The sequence below is a fragment of the Pseudomonas sp. H1h genome, from assembly GCF_000633255.1.
Lineage (GTDB): Bacteria > Pseudomonadota > Gammaproteobacteria > Pseudomonadales > Pseudomonadaceae > Aquipseudomonas.
In genome coordinates this window covers 54061-71242 of record NZ_AYMJ01000011.1, presented here as the reverse complement: position 1 = coordinate 71242, position 17182 = coordinate 54061, and the positions used below count along the sequence as shown (strand labels likewise).

At 59.4% G+C, this 17182-nt stretch carries 16 protein-coding genes; 10 read left to right on the top strand and 6 right to left on the bottom strand.

Annotation, left to right across the window (positions count from 1 at the left end; genetic code table 11):
• The first annotated feature begins 3 nt into the window (after positions 1-3).
• From U862_RS0108295 to U862_RS0108280, 4 genes are all read left to right on the top strand, one after another.
• The gene (locus U862_RS0108295; RefSeq protein ID WP_025109963.1) at positions 4-1095 is read left to right on the top strand and encodes an extracellular solute-binding protein; all 1092 of its coding nucleotides are present in this window, start codon (positions 4-6) and stop codon (positions 1093-1095) included.
• A 16-nt stretch (positions 1096-1111) separates the two neighbouring features.
• Positions 1112-2071 carry an agmatinase gene (gene speB / locus U862_RS0108290; RefSeq protein ID WP_025109962.1) on the top strand — a complete coding sequence of 320 codons (960 nt, stop codon included), beginning with the start codon at positions 1112-1114 and terminating at the stop codon, positions 2069-2071.
• 872 nt (positions 2072-2943) lie between these two features.
• The gene (gene zapE / locus U862_RS0108285) at positions 2944-4059 is read left to right on the top strand and encodes a cell division protein ZapE (protein ID WP_025109961.1); all 1116 of its coding nucleotides are present in this window, start codon (positions 2944-2946) and stop codon (positions 4057-4059) included.
• Between the two features lie 208 nt (positions 4060-4267).
• Positions 4268-4765 (top strand): GNAT family N-acetyltransferase, encoded by a 498-nt coding sequence (locus U862_RS0108280; RefSeq protein WP_025109960.1) that lies wholly within the window; start codon positions 4268-4270, stop codon positions 4763-4765.
• Between the two features lie 84 nt (positions 4766-4849).
• Here the strand turns inward: U862_RS0108280 and U862_RS0108275 are convergent, their stop codons facing one another.
• Together U862_RS0108275 and U862_RS0108270 are read right to left on the bottom strand one after the other, a co-directional pair.
• Positions 4850-5059 (bottom strand): hypothetical protein, encoded by a 210-nt coding sequence (locus U862_RS0108275; RefSeq protein ID WP_025109959.1) that lies wholly within the window; start codon positions 5057-5059, stop codon positions 4850-4852.
• A gap of 132 nt (positions 5060-5191) precedes the next feature.
• Entirely contained in the window at positions 5192-7438 is a 2247-nt protein-coding gene (locus tag U862_RS0108270; protein WP_025109958.1) for a TonB-dependent siderophore receptor, read from the bottom strand.
• On the opposite strand from U862_RS0108270, the gene U862_RS0108265 reads away from it, so the two are divergent.
• Together U862_RS0108265 and gorA are read left to right on the top strand one after the other, a co-directional pair.
• Positions 7425-7652: a hypothetical protein gene (locus U862_RS0108265; RefSeq protein WP_025109957.1), complete on the top strand. Its 228-nt coding sequence runs from the start codon at positions 7425-7427 to the stop codon at positions 7650-7652. The genes U862_RS0108270 and U862_RS0108265 overlap by 14 nt on opposite strands.
• Positions 7636-8994 carry a glutathione-disulfide reductase gene (gene gorA / locus U862_RS0108260; protein WP_025109956.1) on the top strand — a complete coding sequence of 453 codons (1359 nt, stop codon included), beginning with the start codon at positions 7636-7638 and terminating at the stop codon, positions 8992-8994. The genes U862_RS0108265 and gorA overlap by 17 nt, the downstream gene beginning before the upstream one ends.
• Here gorA and U862_RS0108255 read toward each other — a convergent pair.
• The gene (locus tag U862_RS0108255; RefSeq protein ID WP_025109955.1) at positions 8991-10007 is read right to left on the bottom strand and encodes a DNA-binding protein; all 1017 of its coding nucleotides are present in this window, start codon (positions 10005-10007) and stop codon (positions 8991-8993) included. The two genes, gorA and U862_RS0108255, sit on opposite strands and share 4 nt — an antisense overlap.
• 177 nt (positions 10008-10184) lie before the next feature.
• On the opposite strand from U862_RS0108255, the gene U862_RS0108250 reads away from it, so the two are divergent.
• The 3 genes from U862_RS0108250 to ahpF all read left to right on the top strand — a co-directional run bounded on the left by U862_RS0108250 (position 10185) and on the right by ahpF (position 13510).
• Positions 10185-11123, top strand: a complete 939-nt coding sequence (locus U862_RS0108250) for a site-specific integrase (RefSeq protein WP_025109954.1) — start codon at positions 10185-10187, stop codon at positions 11121-11123.
• Positions 11124-11259: 136 nt separating this feature from the next.
• Entirely contained in the window at positions 11260-11823 is a 564-nt protein-coding gene (gene ahpC / locus U862_RS0108245) for an alkyl hydroperoxide reductase subunit C (protein WP_003224621.1), read from the top strand.
• 124 nt (positions 11824-11947) lie between these two features.
• On the top strand, positions 11948-13510 hold the full coding sequence (gene ahpF, locus U862_RS0108240; RefSeq protein WP_025109953.1) for an alkyl hydroperoxide reductase subunit F: 1563 nt from the start codon (positions 11948-11950) through the stop codon (positions 13508-13510).
• 105 nt (positions 13511-13615) lie between these two features.
• Here the strand turns inward: ahpF and gloA are convergent, their stop codons facing one another.
• Positions 13616-14137: a lactoylglutathione lyase gene (gloA, locus tag U862_RS0108235; RefSeq protein ID WP_025109952.1), complete on the bottom strand. Its 522-nt coding sequence runs from the start codon at positions 14135-14137 to the stop codon at positions 13616-13618.
• 139 nt (positions 14138-14276) lie between these two features.
• Between gloA and U862_RS0108230 the strand changes: the two genes are divergently transcribed.
• Positions 14277-14795: a DUF4946 domain-containing protein gene (locus U862_RS0108230; protein ID WP_025109951.1), complete on the top strand. Its 519-nt coding sequence runs from the start codon at positions 14277-14279 to the stop codon at positions 14793-14795.
• Positions 14796-15013: 218 nt separating this feature from the next.
• Here U862_RS0108230 and U862_RS0108225 read toward each other — a convergent pair whose 3' ends face one another.
• Both U862_RS0108225 and U862_RS0108220 read right to left on the bottom strand, forming a co-directional pair.
• Positions 15014-15379, bottom strand: a complete 366-nt coding sequence (locus tag U862_RS0108225; RefSeq protein ID WP_025109950.1) for a histone-like nucleoid-structuring protein, MvaT/MvaU family — start codon at positions 15377-15379, stop codon at positions 15014-15016.
• Positions 15380-15614: 235 nt separating this feature from the next.
• The gene (locus U862_RS0108220) at positions 15615-17150 is read right to left on the bottom strand and encodes an EAL domain-containing protein (RefSeq protein WP_025109949.1); all 1536 of its coding nucleotides are present in this window, start codon (positions 17148-17150) and stop codon (positions 15615-15617) included.
• Between the last annotated feature and the right edge of the window lie 32 nt (positions 17151-17182).

Below are 17182 nucleotides of genomic sequence, written 5' to 3'. Positions count from 1 at the left end.
GTCATGGCTCCCGTGTTCAAGCTGTGTTTTCCCGCGCTGTTGTTGTCCGTGGCCCTGCATGCCCAGGCCGAGGACAAAACCCTCAACCTCTACAGCTGGGCCGATTACGTGCCGGCGCAAACCCTGCAGCGCTTCGAGCAGGAAACCGGTATTCATGTGCGTTACGACACCTTTGACACGTCCGAGGTGCTGGAAACCAAACTGCTGACCGGTGGCAGCGGCTATGACGTGGTCGTACCGTCCTCCAGCGTTCTGGCTCGAGGGTTGGCCGCTGGCGCGTTAAAGGAAATCCCCCACGAAGGCCTCAAGGGTTACACCAATCTTGATCCCGATCTGCTGCAGAAACTCACGGCAGTCGATCCCGGCAATCGCTACGCCGTGCCCTACACCTGGGGCACGCTGGGCTTGGGCATTAACGTCGAGGCAGTGAAAAGTCGCCTGCCGGACGTGCCGCTCAACAGCCTGGATCTGCTGTTCAAGCCCGAGTACGCGAGCAAACTCAAGGACTGCGGGATTGCCGTGCTCGACTCGCCGCAGGAGGTCATTGGCCTGGCACTGCACTATCTGGGCAAAGATCCCTACAGCACCGACAAGGCTGATCTGGCCGCTGCCGAAGCGTTGTTGCACAAACTCCAGCCCTCGGTGCTGTACGTCGCCACTGGCCGGCAGATCAGCGATCTGGCGAACGGCAGCGTGTGCCTGGCGCTGACCTACAACGGTGACGTGAGCATGGCTGCCGATCAGGCGCACAAGGCCAACAAACCGTATGAGGTCGCTTATCGAATTCCACGCGAAGGTACGTTGATCTGGCAGGACAACCTGGCCATTCCGAAGGACGCGCCAAACCCGCAAGCGGCGCGGGCGTTCATCGAGTTCATGCTGCGCCCCGAGTCTGTGGCCGAGCTGACCAACACGCTGTTTTTCGCCACCGCCAACCAGGCCGCGACGCCGCTGGTGGATGAAGCGGTGCGCAACGATCCGGACATTTACCCGCCCGCCGAAGTGCGCGACCGCTTGTACGCCGATCGCAGCATGAGCCTCAAGGACATGCGTCAGCGTACGCGCCTGTGGACCACTTTCCGTAGCCATCAATAACCAGAGGAGCACACCAATGGACGTGCCGATGCTCAACGACCAAGCCATGACCCGTGACAGCCTGTACGGCACTTGCGCCGAAAGCACCTACGCCGGGATCACCAGTTTCATGCGTCGCCGCTACAGCCGTGATTTGCGCGGCGTCGACGTAGCGGTCAGCGGCGTACCGTTCGACACCGCCACCAGCAACCGCCCGGGCGCGCGTTTCGGGCCACGGGGGATTCGCGCAGCGTCCACCGCGATTGCCTGGGAACGGCACTGGCCGTGGGCGTTCGACCCGTTCGATCATCTGGCGGTGATCGACTACGGCGACTGCGACTTCGATTACGGCTCGGCGCACACCATCCCGGACAGCATCGAGGCTCACGCCGAGCGGATTCTCGATGCCGGCAGTGCGATGCTGACGTTTGGCGGCGACCACTTCATCACGTATCCGCTGCTCAAGGCCCATGCACGTAAACACGGTGCGCTGTCGTTGATCCACTTCGACGCGCACAGCGACACCTGGCCGGACGAGGACGGCAAGCGCGTCGATCACGGCACCATGTTCTGGCACGCCGCCAAAGAAGGGCTGGTGGATCCATCGCGCTCGGTGCAGATCGGGTTGCGCACCACCAATGACGATCATCAGGGTTTTGCCGTACTCGACGCACGCCAGGTGCATCGGCGGGGCTGTGAGGCGATTGTCGAGGCGATTCGTGCGCGAGTCGGTGACAACCCGGTGTACCTGACCTTTGATATCGACTGCCTCGACCCGGCATTCGCACCGGGCACTGGCACTCCGGTGTGCGGCGGATTAAGCACGGCGCAGGCGCTGGAAATACTCGGCGGTTTGCGCGGGATCAACCTGGTGGGGATGGACGTGGTGGAAGTGGCGCCGGCCTATGACCATGCGGAGGTGACGTCGCTGGCGGCGGCGACCCTCGCCATGGAAATGCTCTGCCTGTATGCCGCCCGACACAAAGTCGACCTCTGAAACACCACAAATCCCCTGTGGGAGTGGGCTTGCTCACGAAAGCGGAGTGTCATTCACCGATGATGCTGGCTGACCCACCGCCTTCGGGAGCAAGCCCCCTCCCACAGAGAATCTCTATTCCAGGCAGTTCCAGCACTTTGCTCCGAGGCAACAAGACACACACTCGACTTCTGACACACCACAATCCCCATGTGGGAGTGGGCTTGCTCACGAAAGCGGTGTGTCATTCACCGATGATGCTGGCTGCCCCACCGCCTTCGGGAGCAAGCCCCCTCCTACAGGGATCTGTATTCCAGGCAGTTGCTGCACTGTGCTCCGAGGCACCAAGACACACACTCGACCTCTGACACACCACAAATCCCATGTGGGAGTGGGATTGCTCACGAAGGCGGAGTGTCATTCACCGATGATGCTGGCTGACCCACCGCCTTCGGGAGCAAGCCCCCTCCCACAGGGATCTGTATTCCAGGCAGTTGCTGCACTGTGCTCCGAGGCAACAAGACACACACTCGACTTCTGACACACCACAATCCCCATGTGGGAGTGGGCTTGCTCACGAAAGCGGTGTGTCATTCACCGATGATGCTGGCTGCCCCACCGCCTTCGGGAGCAAGCCCCCTCCCACAGAGAATCTCTATTCCAGGCAGTTCCAGCACTTTGCTCCGAGGCACCAAGACACACACTCGACCTCTGACACACCACAAATCCCATGTGGGAGTGGGCTTGCTCACGAAGGCGGAGTGTCATTCACCGAAGATGCTGGCTGCCCCACCGCCTTCGGGAGCAAGCCCCCTCCCACAGGGATCTTCGGAGCAGCCCGCTCCCACAAAAGTCCACCTGTTTTTCAGGGACATCGTGGCATACTGCCGCGCATGACTTTCGACTCTCCCTTAAGCGCCTGGCAACACGCGATCGAGCACAAGGGTTTCATCCAGGATGAAGCCCAGGAGCACGCGGTCTGGGCGTTGCAAAAATGCCATGAAGCCTTGCACGCCGGTGCTCGTTCGGTCACCGGCGTGTACTTGTGGGGCCCGGTCGGGCGTGGCAAGACCTGGTTGATGGATCAGTTCTATCAAAGCCTGCGGGTGCCGGCCCGGCGTCAACATTTTCATCACTTCATGGGCTGGGTGCATCAGCGCTCGTTCCAGTTGACCGGGATTGCCGACCCGCTGCGGGCCCTGGCCAGGGAACTGGCGGCTGAAGTGCGGGTGCTGTGTTTTGATGAGCTGTTCGTCAACGATATCGGCGACGCGATTATCCTCGGGCGGCTGTTTCAGGTGATGTTCGACGAGGGCGTGGTGGTGGTCTGCACCTCCAACCTGCCGCCGGATGAGCTGTATGCCGATGGTTTCAACCGCGACCGGTTTGTCCCGGCAATTGCCGCGATCAAGGCCCACATGCAAGTCGTTGCGGTGAACGGTGCCGAGGATCATCGCCTGCACCCGGGCACCGCCCGGCAGCGATATTTTGTCGCAGAGCCTGGGCAAGGCAGTGCGCTGGAGCCAGTCTTCCAGTCGCTCAACGCCGGGCAACCTGCCAGCGCGGAGCCGGTCCCTGTGGGGCACCGGGTACTGAACGTGGTGCAGGCCAGTGCGGCGGTGCTCTGGTGTCGCTATGCCGATCTCTGCGAGCAACCGTTTGCTGCCATGGACTTCATTACCCTGTGCGATAGCTATCGATCTATTCTGTTGAGCGAAGTGCCGAACCTCAGTGCACAGAAACGCGAGGGGCGTATCGCTCGCGGTACGGAAGACGGCTCGGCGCAGGTGGTGGCCGGTGACCGCGAGTTGCCGCAATTGTCGGTTCACGACGACGGTGTGCGCCGCTTCATCGCGTTGGTCGACGAGTGTTACGACCGTAAAGTCCCGCTGTACATCGAGGCTCAGGTACCGATGGAGGCGCTGTACACCGAGGGGTATCTGGAATTCCCGTTCCGCCGCACCCTCAGCCGCTTGCAGGAGATGCAACTGCAGCGTTTTGCCGAATGAGCGAAGAGGGCGCAAGCATGAGCCAACCACTGTCCCATCATTTACTGACCATGGCTTACCAGCGCGCGTGGGGGCATTGAACAGCCGGTAACATTCCTCGCCGACGATTTTCATCTTTAGAGGTTGTAGGTTGAATCAGCCTCGCGTTATGGTCGAACAGCCTTTCAGGTGCGCGCCTTGCACGCCGGGGTCATGATCGGGGATGGAAATGGATTCCGCAGAAGTTCTTGTGCTTCAAGCCAGCTACACCAACCCACTGCACGCCGAAGCCATCGGCATCGTGCTCAATCACTACGCAGAAGATCCCATGGGTGGCGGTCATTCGCTTGCCCCCGAACTGCTGCGTCGCGTGCCCGAAGAGCTGGCCCGCAGACCCCATGCTTTCAGCGTGCTGGCTTTTGTCGGCGGTGAACCGGCAGGACTGGTGAACTGCTTCGAAGGCTTCTCGACGTTTGCCTGCAAACCGCTGGTCAATGTTCATGACGTGGCGGTGGTGGCGAAATTTCGCGGCCTCGGGCTGAGTCAGAAAATGCTGCGCAAGGTCGAGGATATTTCCCGCCAGCGCGGTTGCTGCAAAATCACCCTGGAAGTACTCGAAGGCAACGCCGTGGCGCAGAACTCTTATCGCAAGTTCGGTTTTGCCCCGGGAATGTTCGACCCCGGGCATGGTCGCATGCTGTTCTGGATCAAGGATCTGCAGGCATAAAAAAAGGCGCCCCGAACAGGGCGCCCAACTGTCGTCTCCGAGGCCAGAGCGGAGCCATCGGAGGTCCATCGGTTGCTCGTTGAATCAGTCGCGATAAGACTCGGTGACTTGCGCGGTCTGATCGTCTGGAACCTTCAGTTCCACCGTTTTGGATGCGCTCTGCTGCTCGCTTTGCGCGTGGTGGACCGGGAAGTTGTCGTAGTAATGCCGCATGCGTTCGGCGCCGCCCTCGGCAAAGGCGCTGGCGGAACCGAGGGCGAGTAGCCCGGCAAGGATTACGGTGCTGGTGTTCATGGTGCCTCCTACTGAAAAACGTGGGAGCCGTTCGTCCATGAAGCAGATCTCGGGGCACAGTGTCCCCAGCGTGAATTAACTCGGGGTTAACACCTCGCCAGGGATTGCCCTGTAATGGCGCGATGCGCTGGATCAGAGCTTCCAGTCCAGGCTCAGGGTCACCGTGCGCGGGTCGCCCCAGTACACGCCGTTGTAGAAGCCGACGTTGTCGTAATACTTCTTGTCGAACAGGTTATCGACGTTGAGCGATGCCGACAGGTGCCTGTCGAACTCATAACGTGACATCAGCTTGACCACGGTGTAGGCGCCCTGACTGATTTGCGCGCGTTCGGTGATGAGCCGGCCATTGGCACCACGACCGACCGGACGGTTGGATGCACCATAGACATCGCTCTGCCAGTTCACGGCACCCCCTACGGTCAGAGCGTGCCAGTTGCCCGGCAGCCGATAGGCCGTGGACAGGCGCAACATGTTCAGCGGCTCATTGGTGTTGGTGCGCTGTTTTTCGCCGTTGACCGAGTGGGTGTAGGTGTAGCCGGCGGTCATGTTCCAGCCGTCGAGAACCTCCCCGGAGACCTCTGCTTCAAAGCCATTGACCTTGTTACCCTTGCCGCCGGACTTGTAAAACTGTTCGCCGGTCACCGGGTCCGGCACCACTGAATCGTCCAGTTCGGCGACATTGTCCTGCTTGCTCCAGAACAACGCCGTGGACAGGTTCAGGCGCTCATCGAGCAGGCTGCCCTTGAGGCCCACCTCGTAGTTGCTGCCGACCACCGGCTCGATGTATTTGCGATTGGCGTCGCGTTTGGTCTGTGGTTTGAAAATGTCGGTATAGCTGACGTAGGCGGTGTATTCCGGCGTCAGGTCGTACAGCAGGCCGGCGTAAGGCGTCCACATGTCGTTGTGTTGCTGGCTGCTTTTGTCGACGCCGCTCAGGTGCAGGTTATCGTCGTAGGCGTTGGTGGTGCTGGCTGTCTTCCAGCTGCCGTAACGACTGCCGAGCACCGCATGCAGTTCATCGGTGAAGCTCAGGCGCGTTGCCAGGTAACCGGCCTTTTGCCGGGTGTAATCCTTGAAGCCGCTCAGTCCGGTAACGGTGTCCGGGAATTTGCCGATGTCGCCCATGTACTTCCAGTCACGGATGGTGTCGTAACCGGCCGGCAGCGCACCGGCGATGGTGTACGGGTCATCGGAGCGGCGTTCGGCTTCGCCGTAGCCGAACATCATTTCGTGCTCGCGTCCGAGCAGCGAGTAGGGGCCGGAGACGTTGAAGTCATACGCCTTCATGGTTTGGTTGCCGGCCATGTGGCTGGTGTTGGCGGACATGCCGCTGCGGTCGGCTTCGGGGAAGCCGCCACCGCCGTAGTAGATCTTGCCGTCGGTGTCGCTTTTACGATGGGTGTAGGCGGCTTTCAAGTGCCAGCCGCCGGCCAGTTGTTGGTCGAGGTTGGCAAACGCGGTCTTGTCGCGCAGCGGCCAGGAACTCCAGGAGGTGGCCATGTTGGTCGAACGTCCCAGCCCGGCCTTGCCGCCCTCGGCATTCCAGTAGGGCACGGTGCCCCACGAGGTGCCCTGAACCTGTTTGTCCTGATAGTCATAACCGACTGCCAATACGGTGGAGTCGGTCAGGTCGGCTTCGAGGATGCCGTAGCCGACTTCACGTTGCAGTGCGTACTTGTCGCGGAACGACTGGCTGTCGCGATAGGCCAGTACCGTGCGCCCGCGCAAGCGACCATCGAACGCCAGTGGACCGCCGACATCGACGTAGCTGTAGTAGTCGTCATAGCTGCCGCCGCTGACGCCTGCCAGCGCTTGCAGTTGGGCGGTCGGACGTTTGCGCACCATGTTGATGGTCGCCGAGGGATCGCCGGCGCCGGTGGTGAGTCCGGTTGCACCGCGCACCACTTCAATCCGGTCGTAGATGATGGTGTCGGCGTCGGACTTCATGTAGCTGAAGGTGTTCAGCATCCCGTCGATCTGGAAATTGTCGATCGAGTAACCGCGCGCCGAGTAGCTGACCCGATCCGAGTCGTTGTGCTGCACGACGATGCCGGTGGTCTGGCTCATGGCCTCGGACAATGTACCGAGTTTGAAATCGTCCATCTGCTGACGCGTGACCACCGACACCGATTGCGGGGTTTCCTTGATCGACAGGTTCATCCGCGTTGCGGTGTTCATCGCGCCGGTGGTGTAGGCGTGAGTGTTTTCGGTGTTGATGCCCAGGCCCTCGGCGCTGACGCTGGTGGCTGCCAGCTCCAGTGCCTGGGCGGCGGATTGCGCCGGTGTTTCCGGGGCAGCGTCAGCCAGCAGATCGGGACTCAACGCGGCACTGCACAGGCCGAAAGTGAGGGTCATGGAACGGGTGATGGGCGCGAACATCGCAGCCGACTCCTTGTCTTCGAGAGAAAAAATCCGTTGGTTCAGAGACGAGGTGCAGCTCGGCGATTTAGTAACAAACGAGAAATATTATTATTTGGAGAGGTTGTCCGACTTGGCCGCCCAAGGTGAAAAGCTGCGCACAGCGCTTGCCCAATGGAGCGCTGCGGGTATGCTGATGGCCTGCCGAGGAGATAGAAATGGCCTACGATTTTGACCTTTATGTGATTGGTGCCGGTTCCGGCGGTGTACGCGCGGCGCGTTTTGCCGCCGGTTTCGGCGCAAAAGTGGCGGTGGCCGAAAGCCGCTATCTGGGCGGCACTTGCGTCAACGTCGGTTGCGTGCCGAAAAAGTTGTTGGTGTACGGCGCGCATTTCGCCGAAGACTTTGAGCAGGCTTCCGGTTTTGGGTGGAGTCTTGGCGAAGCGAATTTCGATTGGGCGACATTGATCGCCAACAAGGATCGCGAGATCAATCGCCTCAACGGTATTTATCGCAATCTGCTGGTCAACAGCGGCGTGACCCTGCACGAGGCGCACGCGAAGATCGTCGGCCCGCATGAGGTCGAGGTCAATGGTGAGCGCTTCACCGCGAAAAACATCTTGATCGCCACTGGCGGCTGGCCGCAGATCCCGGAGATTCCGGGGCACGAACACGCGATCAGCTCCAATCAGGCGTTCTTCCTCAAAGAGCTGCCGAAACGTGTGCTGGTGGTCGGTGGCGGCTACATTGCGGTTGAATTCGCCGGGATCTTCCACGGACTGGGCGCGAATACCACGCTGCTGTATCGCGGTGATCTGTTCCTGCGCGGTTTCGATGGCTCGGTGCGCAAGCACCTGCAGGAGGAGCTGACCAAGCGCGGCATGGATCTGCAATTCAATGCCGACATCGCGCGCATCGACAAACAACCTGACGGCAGCTTGAAAGCGACCCTCAAGGATGGTCGCGTGCTGGAAGCCGATTGCGTGTTCTACGCCACGGGTCGTCGTCCGATGCTGGACAACCTGGGCCTGGAAAATACTGATGTGCAGCTTACCGACAAGGGTTTTATCAAGGTCGACGAGCAATACCAGACAGGCGAGCCGTCGATTCTCGCGCTGGGCGATGTGATCGGTCGCGTGCAACTGACGCCGGTGGCACTGGCCGAAGGCATGGCGGTGGCGCGGCGACTGTTCAAGCCTGAGCAATACCGTCCGGTGGATTACAAGATGATCCCGACGGCGGTGTTCAGCCTGCCCAACATCGGCACTGTCGGCCTGACCGAAGAAGAGGCGCGGGATGCGGGTCACGAAGTAGTGATTTTCGAGAGCCGCTTCCGTCCGATGAAGTTGACCCTGACCGAGTGTCAGGAGAAAACCCTGATGAAGCTGGTGGTGGATGCCAGGACCGACAAAGTGCTGGGCTGCCACATGGTCGGCCCTGATGCGGGTGAAATCGTCCAAGGCCTGGCGATCGCGCTGAAGGCCGGCGCCACCAAACGTGACTTCGACGACACAATCGGGGTTCACCCGACGGCCGCCGAAGAGTTCGTTACCATGCGAACGCCGGTCGGCGCTTAAGCGTCTTTCGGTTTGGCCGTGTCTGGCGCTGCCGCAACGGTAGCCGCCAGACGCAGGCTGTTTTCGAGGCTCGCCTGAGTCTTGGTCAATTCTTTTTCCAGTGACTGATTGAGCAGCAGCTGTTCGTCGACGTTCTGTTTCAGCGTCTGACTTTCCAGCAGGGCCACGCGCAGGCGTTCCTGGAGGAGGGTGCGTTCGCTGTCGACACGGTTGGCCTGTTCGAGCAGTTGATCCTGGCGCTGATTGCTGTGCTTGAGCTGATCCTGCATCAGGCTCAGTTCGCGCTGGGTACCACGGTTCTCGGTAAGCAAGCGTTCGTTGTCACGGTGCAACTGGGTGATCTCGTCCTGACGCACCAGCGCACTTTGTTGCGCCTGACGCAGCTCCATCTGCAACTGCTGGATCTGCCCTTCGTGACGAGCCTGTTCCTGCTCGCGCTGTTCTTTGGTGGCGTTGCGGTAGTGCTCCAGCGCATCGCGGGCGTGCAGGTGTTTTTCTTCCAGCGAGCGGATCTGCTCGTCCTTGTCCTGCAAGCGCAACTCGAAGTCGGCCAGTGCCTGGTTCAGCCCGGCGTTGCGCGTTTGCTCGGTCTGCAGCATCGAGCGGGTTTCGTTCAGTGCCTCGGATTCCCTGGCCAGCGCGGCGCCTTGAATATCGTGCTGCTGTTCCAGTTGCTCAAGTGCCTGGCGCACTTGCTTCAATTGCGCTTCCAGCGTTTCGCGCTGTTCTTCGAACTGCTCGCGGGCTTGCTCGATGGGCTCTTGCGCCTGTTCTTTGAGGCGCTGGGCGAGGCGTGAGACCAGTGCCGTCAGCTCGTCATTGATCGGTTCTGCGGACGCTTCGATCGACGGGCTGCCGTCGTCAAGTTCTTTCAGATAGCGATGGATCGTGGTTTTCGAACCGGTATTGCCCAGTTCGATGCGTACTGCATCGATGCTCGGGTGTTCGCCTCGGGCCAGAATCGCTGTGCGCGCTATCTGAACCACCGCTTTATTTACGCCGCCACGGGCCATGTGAACTCCTACCATTTCGTACTGTGGTACATGCCACCAAAGTACGCAGTGTACCACGCTGAAAATAAAGTTAAATGATTGATTATAAAGAGGCGGGATATACTGGTATTACCCAATGTCAGGTGCTTAAATGGCTTTTTTGCGCCCTGAATCAGTACGTCTGCGAGAACACAGCCCATGAGCGATATCGATCGCTATCTGCAAGCCGCCACCCGTGACAACACCCGCCGCAGCTATCGCTCGGCAATCGAGCACTTTGAAGTGAAGTGGGGTGGCTTCCTGCCGGCGACGGCCGACAGCGTTGCGCGTTACCTGGTCGAGCATGCCGGGGTGCTGTCGATCAATACGCTGAAGCTGCGCCTGTCGGCACTGGCGCAATGGCATAACAGCCAGGGCTTTGCCGATCCGACCAAGGCGCCGGTGGTGCGCAAGGTGTTCAAAGGCATTCGCGCGCTGCATCCGGCGCAGGAGAAACAGGCCGAGCCGCTGCAACTGCACGATCTGCAGCACGTGGTCGATTGGCTGGAGCAGGAAGCCAGCAGTGCCCGACAGCAGCAGGATCGCCCGCAGTTGCTCAAGGCCTATCGCGACCGGGCGCTGATTCTGCTCGGCTTCTGGCGCGGCTTTCGCAGCGATGAGCTGTGCCGGCTGCAGATTGAACATGTGCAGGCGCACGCCGGTAGCGGCATCACCTTGTATCTGCCGCGCAGCAAGGGCGATCGCGAAAACCTCGGGCAGACCTATCAGGCGCCGGCGCTGCTGAAGCTGTGCCCGGTGCAGGCTTATATTGACTGGATCACCGAAGCGGCGTTGGTGCGCGGCCCGGTGTTTCGCGGGATCGACCGTTGGGGCCATTTGAGCGAGGAGGGCTTGCACGCCAACAGCGTGATTCCATTGCTGCGCCAGGCGCTGGAGCGCGCCGGGATTTCAGCCGAACGCTACACCAGCCACTCACTGCGGCGCGGCTTTGCCACGTGGGCGCATCAAAGCGGCTGGGATCTGAAGTCGTTGATGAGTTACGTCGGCTGGAAGGATATGAAGTCAGCCATGCGCTATGTTGAAGCCAGCCCCTTTCACGGGATGGCTCGGATTACGGATAAGCCGCTTACGTCGTAGATATCGTTTTCTTCTATTAATACAGTCAGCTAATAGCGAAAACAAATCAGCAGCATCAGGTTTGCCAATGAGCCATCCGTCGAGTGAGTGGGTAGGATTCACCCATCGAATTCACAACCCTGACGGAGAGTCATCAATGCCTATCATCAACAGCCAAGTAAAACCGTTCAAAGCTACCGCGTTCAAAAACGGCGACTTCGTACAAGTCTCGGACGCTGACCTGAAAGGCAAATGGTCCGTAGTGTTCTTCTACCCAGCCGACTTCACCTTCGTTTGCCCAACCGAACTGGAAGACCTGGCCGACAACTACGCTGCGTTCCAGAAACTGGGCGTGGAAATCTACAGCGTTTCGACCGACACCCACTTTGCCCACGCTGCCTGGCACAACACTTCGCCAGCCATCGGCAAAATCGAATACACCATGATCGGCGACCCGACCCACGTCATCTCCCGCAACTTCGACGTGCTGATCGAAGAAGCTGGTCTGGCTGACCGTGGCACCTTCGTGATCAACCCTGAAGGCCAGATCAAAATCGTTGAACTGAACGATGGCGGCGTAGGCCGTGACGCTTCCGAACTGCTGCGCAAGATCAAGGCTGCGCAGTACGTCGCTGCTCACCCAGGCGAAGTTTGCCCAGCCAAGTGGAAAGAAGGCGAGGCCACTCTGGCACCGTCCCTGGACCTGGTCGGCAAGATCTAAGTCTGTGACACGCAACTCAGGGCGGTACGCCGCACCTTCTTAAGTACGCTGCACCGCCCAATAAAAATGCCCGGGCGAGATTCGCTCGGGCTTTTTTTCGCCTCAAATAAAGGAAATCGCCCGTATGTTGGACGCCAATCTTAAAGCCCAGTTGAAATCGTACCTGGAACGGGTCACCCAGCCGATCGAGATCGTTGCCTCCCTCGACGACGGTGCGAAATCCCGTGAAATGCTGGAACTGCTGAAAGACGTTGCCAGTCTTTCGAGCCAGATTACCTTGATCGACAACGGTGACGATGCACGCAAGCCATCGTTCTCGATCAATCGCCCGGGGGCCGACATCAGCCTGCGTTTCGCCGGCATCCCGATGGGCCACGAATTCACTTCCCTGGTGCTGGCCCTGCTGCAAGTCGGCGGCCACCCATCGAAAGCCAGTGCCGAAGTGATCGAGCAGATCCGTTCGCTCAAAGGTGAATTCACCTTCGAAACCTACTTCTCGCTGTCGTGCCAGAACTGCCCGGATGTGGTCCAGGCGCTGAACCTGATGGCTGTGCTGAATCCGAACATCCGTCACGTTGCCATCGACGGCGCGCTGTTCCAGGACGAAGTCAACGATCGCAAGATCATGGCCGTGCCGAGCATCTACCTTAATGGGGAGAACTTCGGTCAGGGCCGCATGGGTCTGGAAGAGATCCTCGCCAAACTCGACACCGGCGCCATTGAGCGTCAGGCCGAGAAAATCAGTGCCAAGCAAGCGTTTGATGTGCTCGTGGTTGGCGGTGGCCCGGCCGGTGCTTCGGCAGCGATCTATGCCGCGCGTAAAGGCATTCGCACCGGTGTCGCGGCTGAGCGTTTCGGCGGTCAGGTGCTGGACACCATGGCCATCGAGAACTTCATTTCCGTGCAGGAAACCGAAGGCCCGAAACTGGCCACGGCGCTGGAAGAACACGTCAAGCAATACGACGTTGACATCATGAACCTGCAACGTGCCGATAAGCTCATCCCGGGCAAGAACGGCGAGCTGCACGAAGTCCACTTCGCCAGCGGCGCGACCCTCAAAGCCAAGAGCGTGATTCTGGCGACCGGTGCGCGCTGGCGTGAAATGAACGTGCCAGGTGAGCAGCAATACCGCAACAAAGGCGTGGCGTACTGCCCGCACTGCGACGGCCCGCTGTTCAAGGGCAAGCGCGTGGCGGTGATCGGCGGTGGTAACTCCGGCGTTGAAGCGGCCATCGACCTGGCCGGGATCGTGGCGCACGTGACGCTGCTGGAGTTCGACGTGCAACTGCGCGCCGACGCGGTACTGCAACGCAAACTGCACAGCCTGCCGAACGTCACCGTGATCACCAGTGCGCAAACCACTGAAGTCACCGGGAACGGCGAGAAGGTCAACGGCCTGCGCTACAAGGATCGCAACAGTGATGAACTGCGCACCGTCGAGCTGGAGGGGATCTTCGTGCAGATCGGTCTGCTGCCCAACACCGACTGGCTCAAAGGCACCATCGAGCTGTCGCCGCGCGGCGAAATCATCGTCGACAACCGTGGCGAGACGTCGATCCCGGGCATCTTCGCTGCCGGTGACGTGACCACCGTGCCGTACAAGCAGATCGTGATTGCGGTGGGTGAGGGCGCCAAGGCTTCCCTCAGCGCGTTCGATCACTTGATCCGCACGTCGGCTCCGGCGTAAACGCCAGTCGCTGAAACGAAAAAACCCATGAGCGATCATGGGTTTTTTTATGCCTGACACATGTTCAATTGCAGGAGTGAGCCTGCAGGAGATTGATGTAGTCAGTTACAGCGGCGCAGGCTGAATGATTTCAACCCAGTAGCCATCCGGGTCCTTGATGAACGCCAGGCTTTTCATGCGGCCGTCAGTCAGGCGCTTCTGGAAATCACAACCCAGCTCTTCAAAACGTGCACACGCAGCAACGATGTCCGGCACCGAGATGCAGATGTGGCCGAAACCACGCGGGTCGGTGTTGCCGTTGTGATAGGCGAATTCGGCGTCGTTTTCGGTGCCGTGGTTGTGGGTCAGTTCGAGGATGCCGGGAATCGACTTCATCCACTCGGTGCGGGCAGCGGCGTCGGCCGGGATCTGCGCCTTGTCGACCAGAGCGAGGAAGTACAGGCTGAATTCGGCTTCCGGAAAGTCACGCTTCTCGACCAGTGAGAAACCCAGTACGCGGGTGTAGAAGTCCAACGACTGAGTGATGTCTTTCACACGCAGCATGGTGTGGTTGAAGACGAAGTTGCGGGTTGCGCTGTCCGGGGTGGCGGTAACGCCGGGGAAAGTGTTCAGTTCGTGCAGGCTCATAGGCCCTCCGTAACAATGGGGCGAGTGAATGGGCGCAATGATACGCATGCGGGCCGGCATCGCCAAACCGAATGCGCGGCTTGCTCTGTGAACGGGCCGGCCTCAGACTTTACTGCTCAATCTGCGAGTGCCTCTGGTAATGATCCGACCGTTCAAAGCGCTGTTCGTTGTCCTTTTCTCGTCGCTGCTGGCCGTTCCGGCACTGGCGGATCAGCCGAGTATCACCTGGCCTGCCGGTTGGGAGGTCCAGGCATTGCCCGACACACCGCCGCAAGTGTCCCGCCAGCGTGCGGTGAAAAACGACGCCGACGGCAATCAGGTCATGGTGATGGAGTTGACCATGACCCAGGTCGAGGCTGGCCATCAGGTCAATGTGCCGGGTGTTCTGCTGGAGATGCGCAAGTCGATTCAGAAAGACTTCTTCCAGGGCGGTTATCAGAGTGTTTGCAACAAGGTGCACCCGGCAAAACTCGGCGCTCTCGATGCACTGGAGACCACCTGCACGATCACCGAAAACGGCCGTCATGTGTTGTCGCAAACATTGGTCGCTGCGGTCGAGGCGGATAAGGCTTATGTACTTTCTTACGCCGGTCAGGCTGAGGTTTATAAGGCCAGCGCCGACGAAATAGTCGCCGCGAGAAACAGCTTGAAACTTTAAGCCTCTGTTCGCTGACCGGTGGCCGTTAGATACCCGAAGGCATTAAGCACAAAGTTAGCGCAGGTTACGCTGGTAACATCCCGGCGCAAAATGTTTAGCCGCGCGTCTTGTGGCTGTTAAAGCCGCTTCATAACTAGCCCAAGGGAAATCGTTGCTTTTGTTAGATATTGTCCAAAAAAAAGCCCTGCATAATGCAGGGCTTGTTTGTTGACGCAAGATCAACCGCGCAACCAGGAATCAACGGTGGCTGCACCGTACTGTTCCTTCCAGGCTTTCAGGCCACGGTGGTTGCCGCCCTTGGTTTCGATCAGTTCACCAGTGTGCGGGTTCTGATAGACCTTGACCACGCGAGCGCGGCGGGTTTTCGGTGCGGCAGACACTTGCAGGCCGGATTTGCCCGGGTTCGGATCGAGGATGGCGATGATGTCTTTCAGGCCTTTGCCGTAGGTTTTCATCAGCCCCTGGAGCTTTTCTTCGAATTCGATTTCTTTCTTGAGCCCGGCATCGTTCTTCAGCGATTCCAACTGCTTGAGCTGTTCCTGAAGGGCCTTTTCAGCTGCACGAAATTCAGCGAGTCTGGACAATATCTTTACTCCAATAGTGTGTTTGGCTGATACCAACCGCAAACAAAGCTATAAGCCAAGAGCCTTGAAGCGACTCGGTGATAAATGGCTCACCTGCCAATCTTGCACAGGCTGAAAAAATTGTAGTAGTTAATGCGCCAAGAGTAAATCCTGTTGTTGTCGTCATGTAACAACAGTGGTGTTTTGTATCAATTTGGTGCGTCGGCTCGCAGCGCCCGGGGTTAATTCATTTTAGTTAATGGTCACTTAATGCAGCGATGAAGTCGGCGCCGGGCATGGGTTTCCCGAACAGATAGCCCTGCAGGAAGTTGACGTGGTGTGCAGTCAGATAATCGGCCTGTGCCTGAGTTTCTACACCTTCGGCAACAATACCCAGATCGAGCTTGGCCGAAAGTTCGATAATCGTGTCCAGAATATGCCGTGACAGCGCATCAATTCCGATCATCGCGACGAAGCTTTGGTCGATCTTGAGAAAGTCGACGTTGAATGTTCGCAGGTAGCCCAGGCTCGAGTGCCCGGTACCGAAGTCGTCAATGGCGATCATCACACCCAGCGTATGCAACTGCTCGAACAACTGGTGCGTAATGTCGGTTGGCTCGATCAGTTCGCGCTCGGTCAACTCCAGTACCAGGCTGACGCTGGCGGGCGCAAATGCAGCGAGAAACTCGCGGCAGTCGTCGACCAGTTGCAGGTCCTGACAGTGACTGGCAGTGATGTTGATGCCGATGTGGAAGGGCTTGTCGAAGTCCGGGGACAGCGGGCCGAGCAGGGCTGCGGTCTGCTGCATCAGCGCGCGGGTCATGGGCACGATCAGGCCCGAATGTTCGGCGAACGGGATGAACAGGTCCGGGCGCACCAGACCTTCCTTGGGGTGCTTCCAGCGCATCAGCACTTCAGCGCCGGACCACTTCTTGCTGTCGCCATGCACCACCGGCTGGAAGTACGGGATGAACTCGCCGGCCTCCAGTGCGCGGAGCATTTCATGGCTGGGCGAGGTGGAACGCCGTTGCAGGACATGGCCGATAGCGCCCGAAATCACCCCGAAAAATATCAGCAGGCTGAACAACGGCGGGTACTCGTCGGCCATGTAGCGCCAGGTCTCGCCTGGCGGGAAACCGGCGCTGACACTGAAGGCGTAGCGCGAAGACGCCAGCATGCTCTGCGCCACCGGCAATGCTGGCAGCGCACCCTGATGCACCTTGCCATCGGCCGACAGCCAATTGTCGCCGACCTGCAGCAACAACAGCGTCTGCCGACCAATCAGGCGCAGCACGTTGCTCAGGTGGTAGCCATCGAGCGTGGTCAGTGCGCCGCCGCGACCTTCGCTGAGCCGATACACCAACAGCGCGGTGTTCGGGGTGACGGGGTTGCCGTTCATCAACCACAGTTTGCCCTGGGTGTAGTCGCCCGGGTTCACGGCTTCCTTGAACTCACCGAACAACGAGCTGCAATAAAGGTTGTTATCCCACACCAGATTGGTCGAGCGCACGAAGGGTCGACGGGTCACCTGTTCGCGTAATGCCAGTTTTACGTTCTCGCAGGGCTGGCCGGCCAAGGGCAGTAGATCACTGGCGGCCTGGGCGGTGTTGTCGAGCATCAATTCGAACTGACGCAGCGCCTCGTCGGCGGTGTTTTGCGTGCTCTGTTGCAAGGTGCGCTGGGCCTGCATATACAGAATCGCGCTGCCCAACAGGACGGGCAGCAGACCACAAAGCGAGGTCACAATGATGCGCACGCTACGTTTGCGGCGGGGTCTGACGGTCAAGGGCATGGGCGCATCCTGATGCGATAGGGTGAAACTCT

Excerpts from the sequence above, each read along its gene's own strand:
- U862_RS0108295 (WP_025109963.1), top strand. The coding sequence starts at position 4 with ATGGCTCCCGTGTTCAAGCTGTGTTTTCCCGCGCTGTTGTTGTCCGTG.
- speB (WP_025109962.1), top strand. The coding sequence starts at position 1,112 with ATGGACGTGCCGATGCTCAACGACCAAGCCATGACCCGTGACAGCCTG.
- zapE (WP_025109961.1), top strand. The coding sequence starts at position 2,944 with ATGACTTTCGACTCTCCCTTAAGCGCCTGGCAACACGCGATCGAGCAC.
- U862_RS0108280 (WP_025109960.1), top strand. The coding sequence starts at position 4,268 with ATGGATTCCGCAGAAGTTCTTGTGCTTCAAGCCAGCTACACCAACCCA.
- U862_RS0108275 (WP_025109959.1), bottom strand. The coding sequence starts at position 5,059 with ATGAACACCAGCACCGTAATCCTTGCCGGGCTACTCGCCCTCGGTTCC.
- U862_RS0108265 (WP_025109957.1), top strand. The coding sequence starts at position 7,425 with ATGGGCGCGAACATCGCAGCCGACTCCTTGTCTTCGAGAGAAAAAATC.
- U862_RS0108270 (WP_025109958.1), bottom strand. The coding sequence starts at position 7,438 with ATGTTCGCGCCCATCACCCGTTCCATGACCCTCACTTTCGGCCTGTGC.
- gorA (WP_025109956.1), top strand. The coding sequence starts at position 7,636 with ATGGCCTACGATTTTGACCTTTATGTGATTGGTGCCGGTTCCGGCGGT.
- U862_RS0108255 (WP_025109955.1), bottom strand. The coding sequence starts at position 10,007 with ATGGCCCGTGGCGGCGTAAATAAAGCGGTGGTTCAGATAGCGCGCACA.
- U862_RS0108250 (WP_025109954.1), top strand. The coding sequence starts at position 10,185 with ATGAGCGATATCGATCGCTATCTGCAAGCCGCCACCCGTGACAACACC.
- ahpC (WP_003224621.1), top strand. The coding sequence starts at position 11,260 with ATGCCTATCATCAACAGCCAAGTAAAACCGTTCAAAGCTACCGCGTTC.
- ahpF (WP_025109953.1), top strand. The coding sequence starts at position 11,948 with ATGTTGGACGCCAATCTTAAAGCCCAGTTGAAATCGTACCTGGAACGG.
- gloA (WP_025109952.1), bottom strand. The coding sequence starts at position 14,137 with ATGAGCCTGCACGAACTGAACACTTTCCCCGGCGTTACCGCCACCCCG.
- U862_RS0108230 (WP_025109951.1), top strand. The coding sequence starts at position 14,277 with ATGATCCGACCGTTCAAAGCGCTGTTCGTTGTCCTTTTCTCGTCGCTG.
- U862_RS0108220 (WP_025109949.1), bottom strand. The coding sequence starts at position 17,150 with ATGCCCTTGACCGTCAGACCCCGCCGCAAACGTAGCGTGCGCATCATT.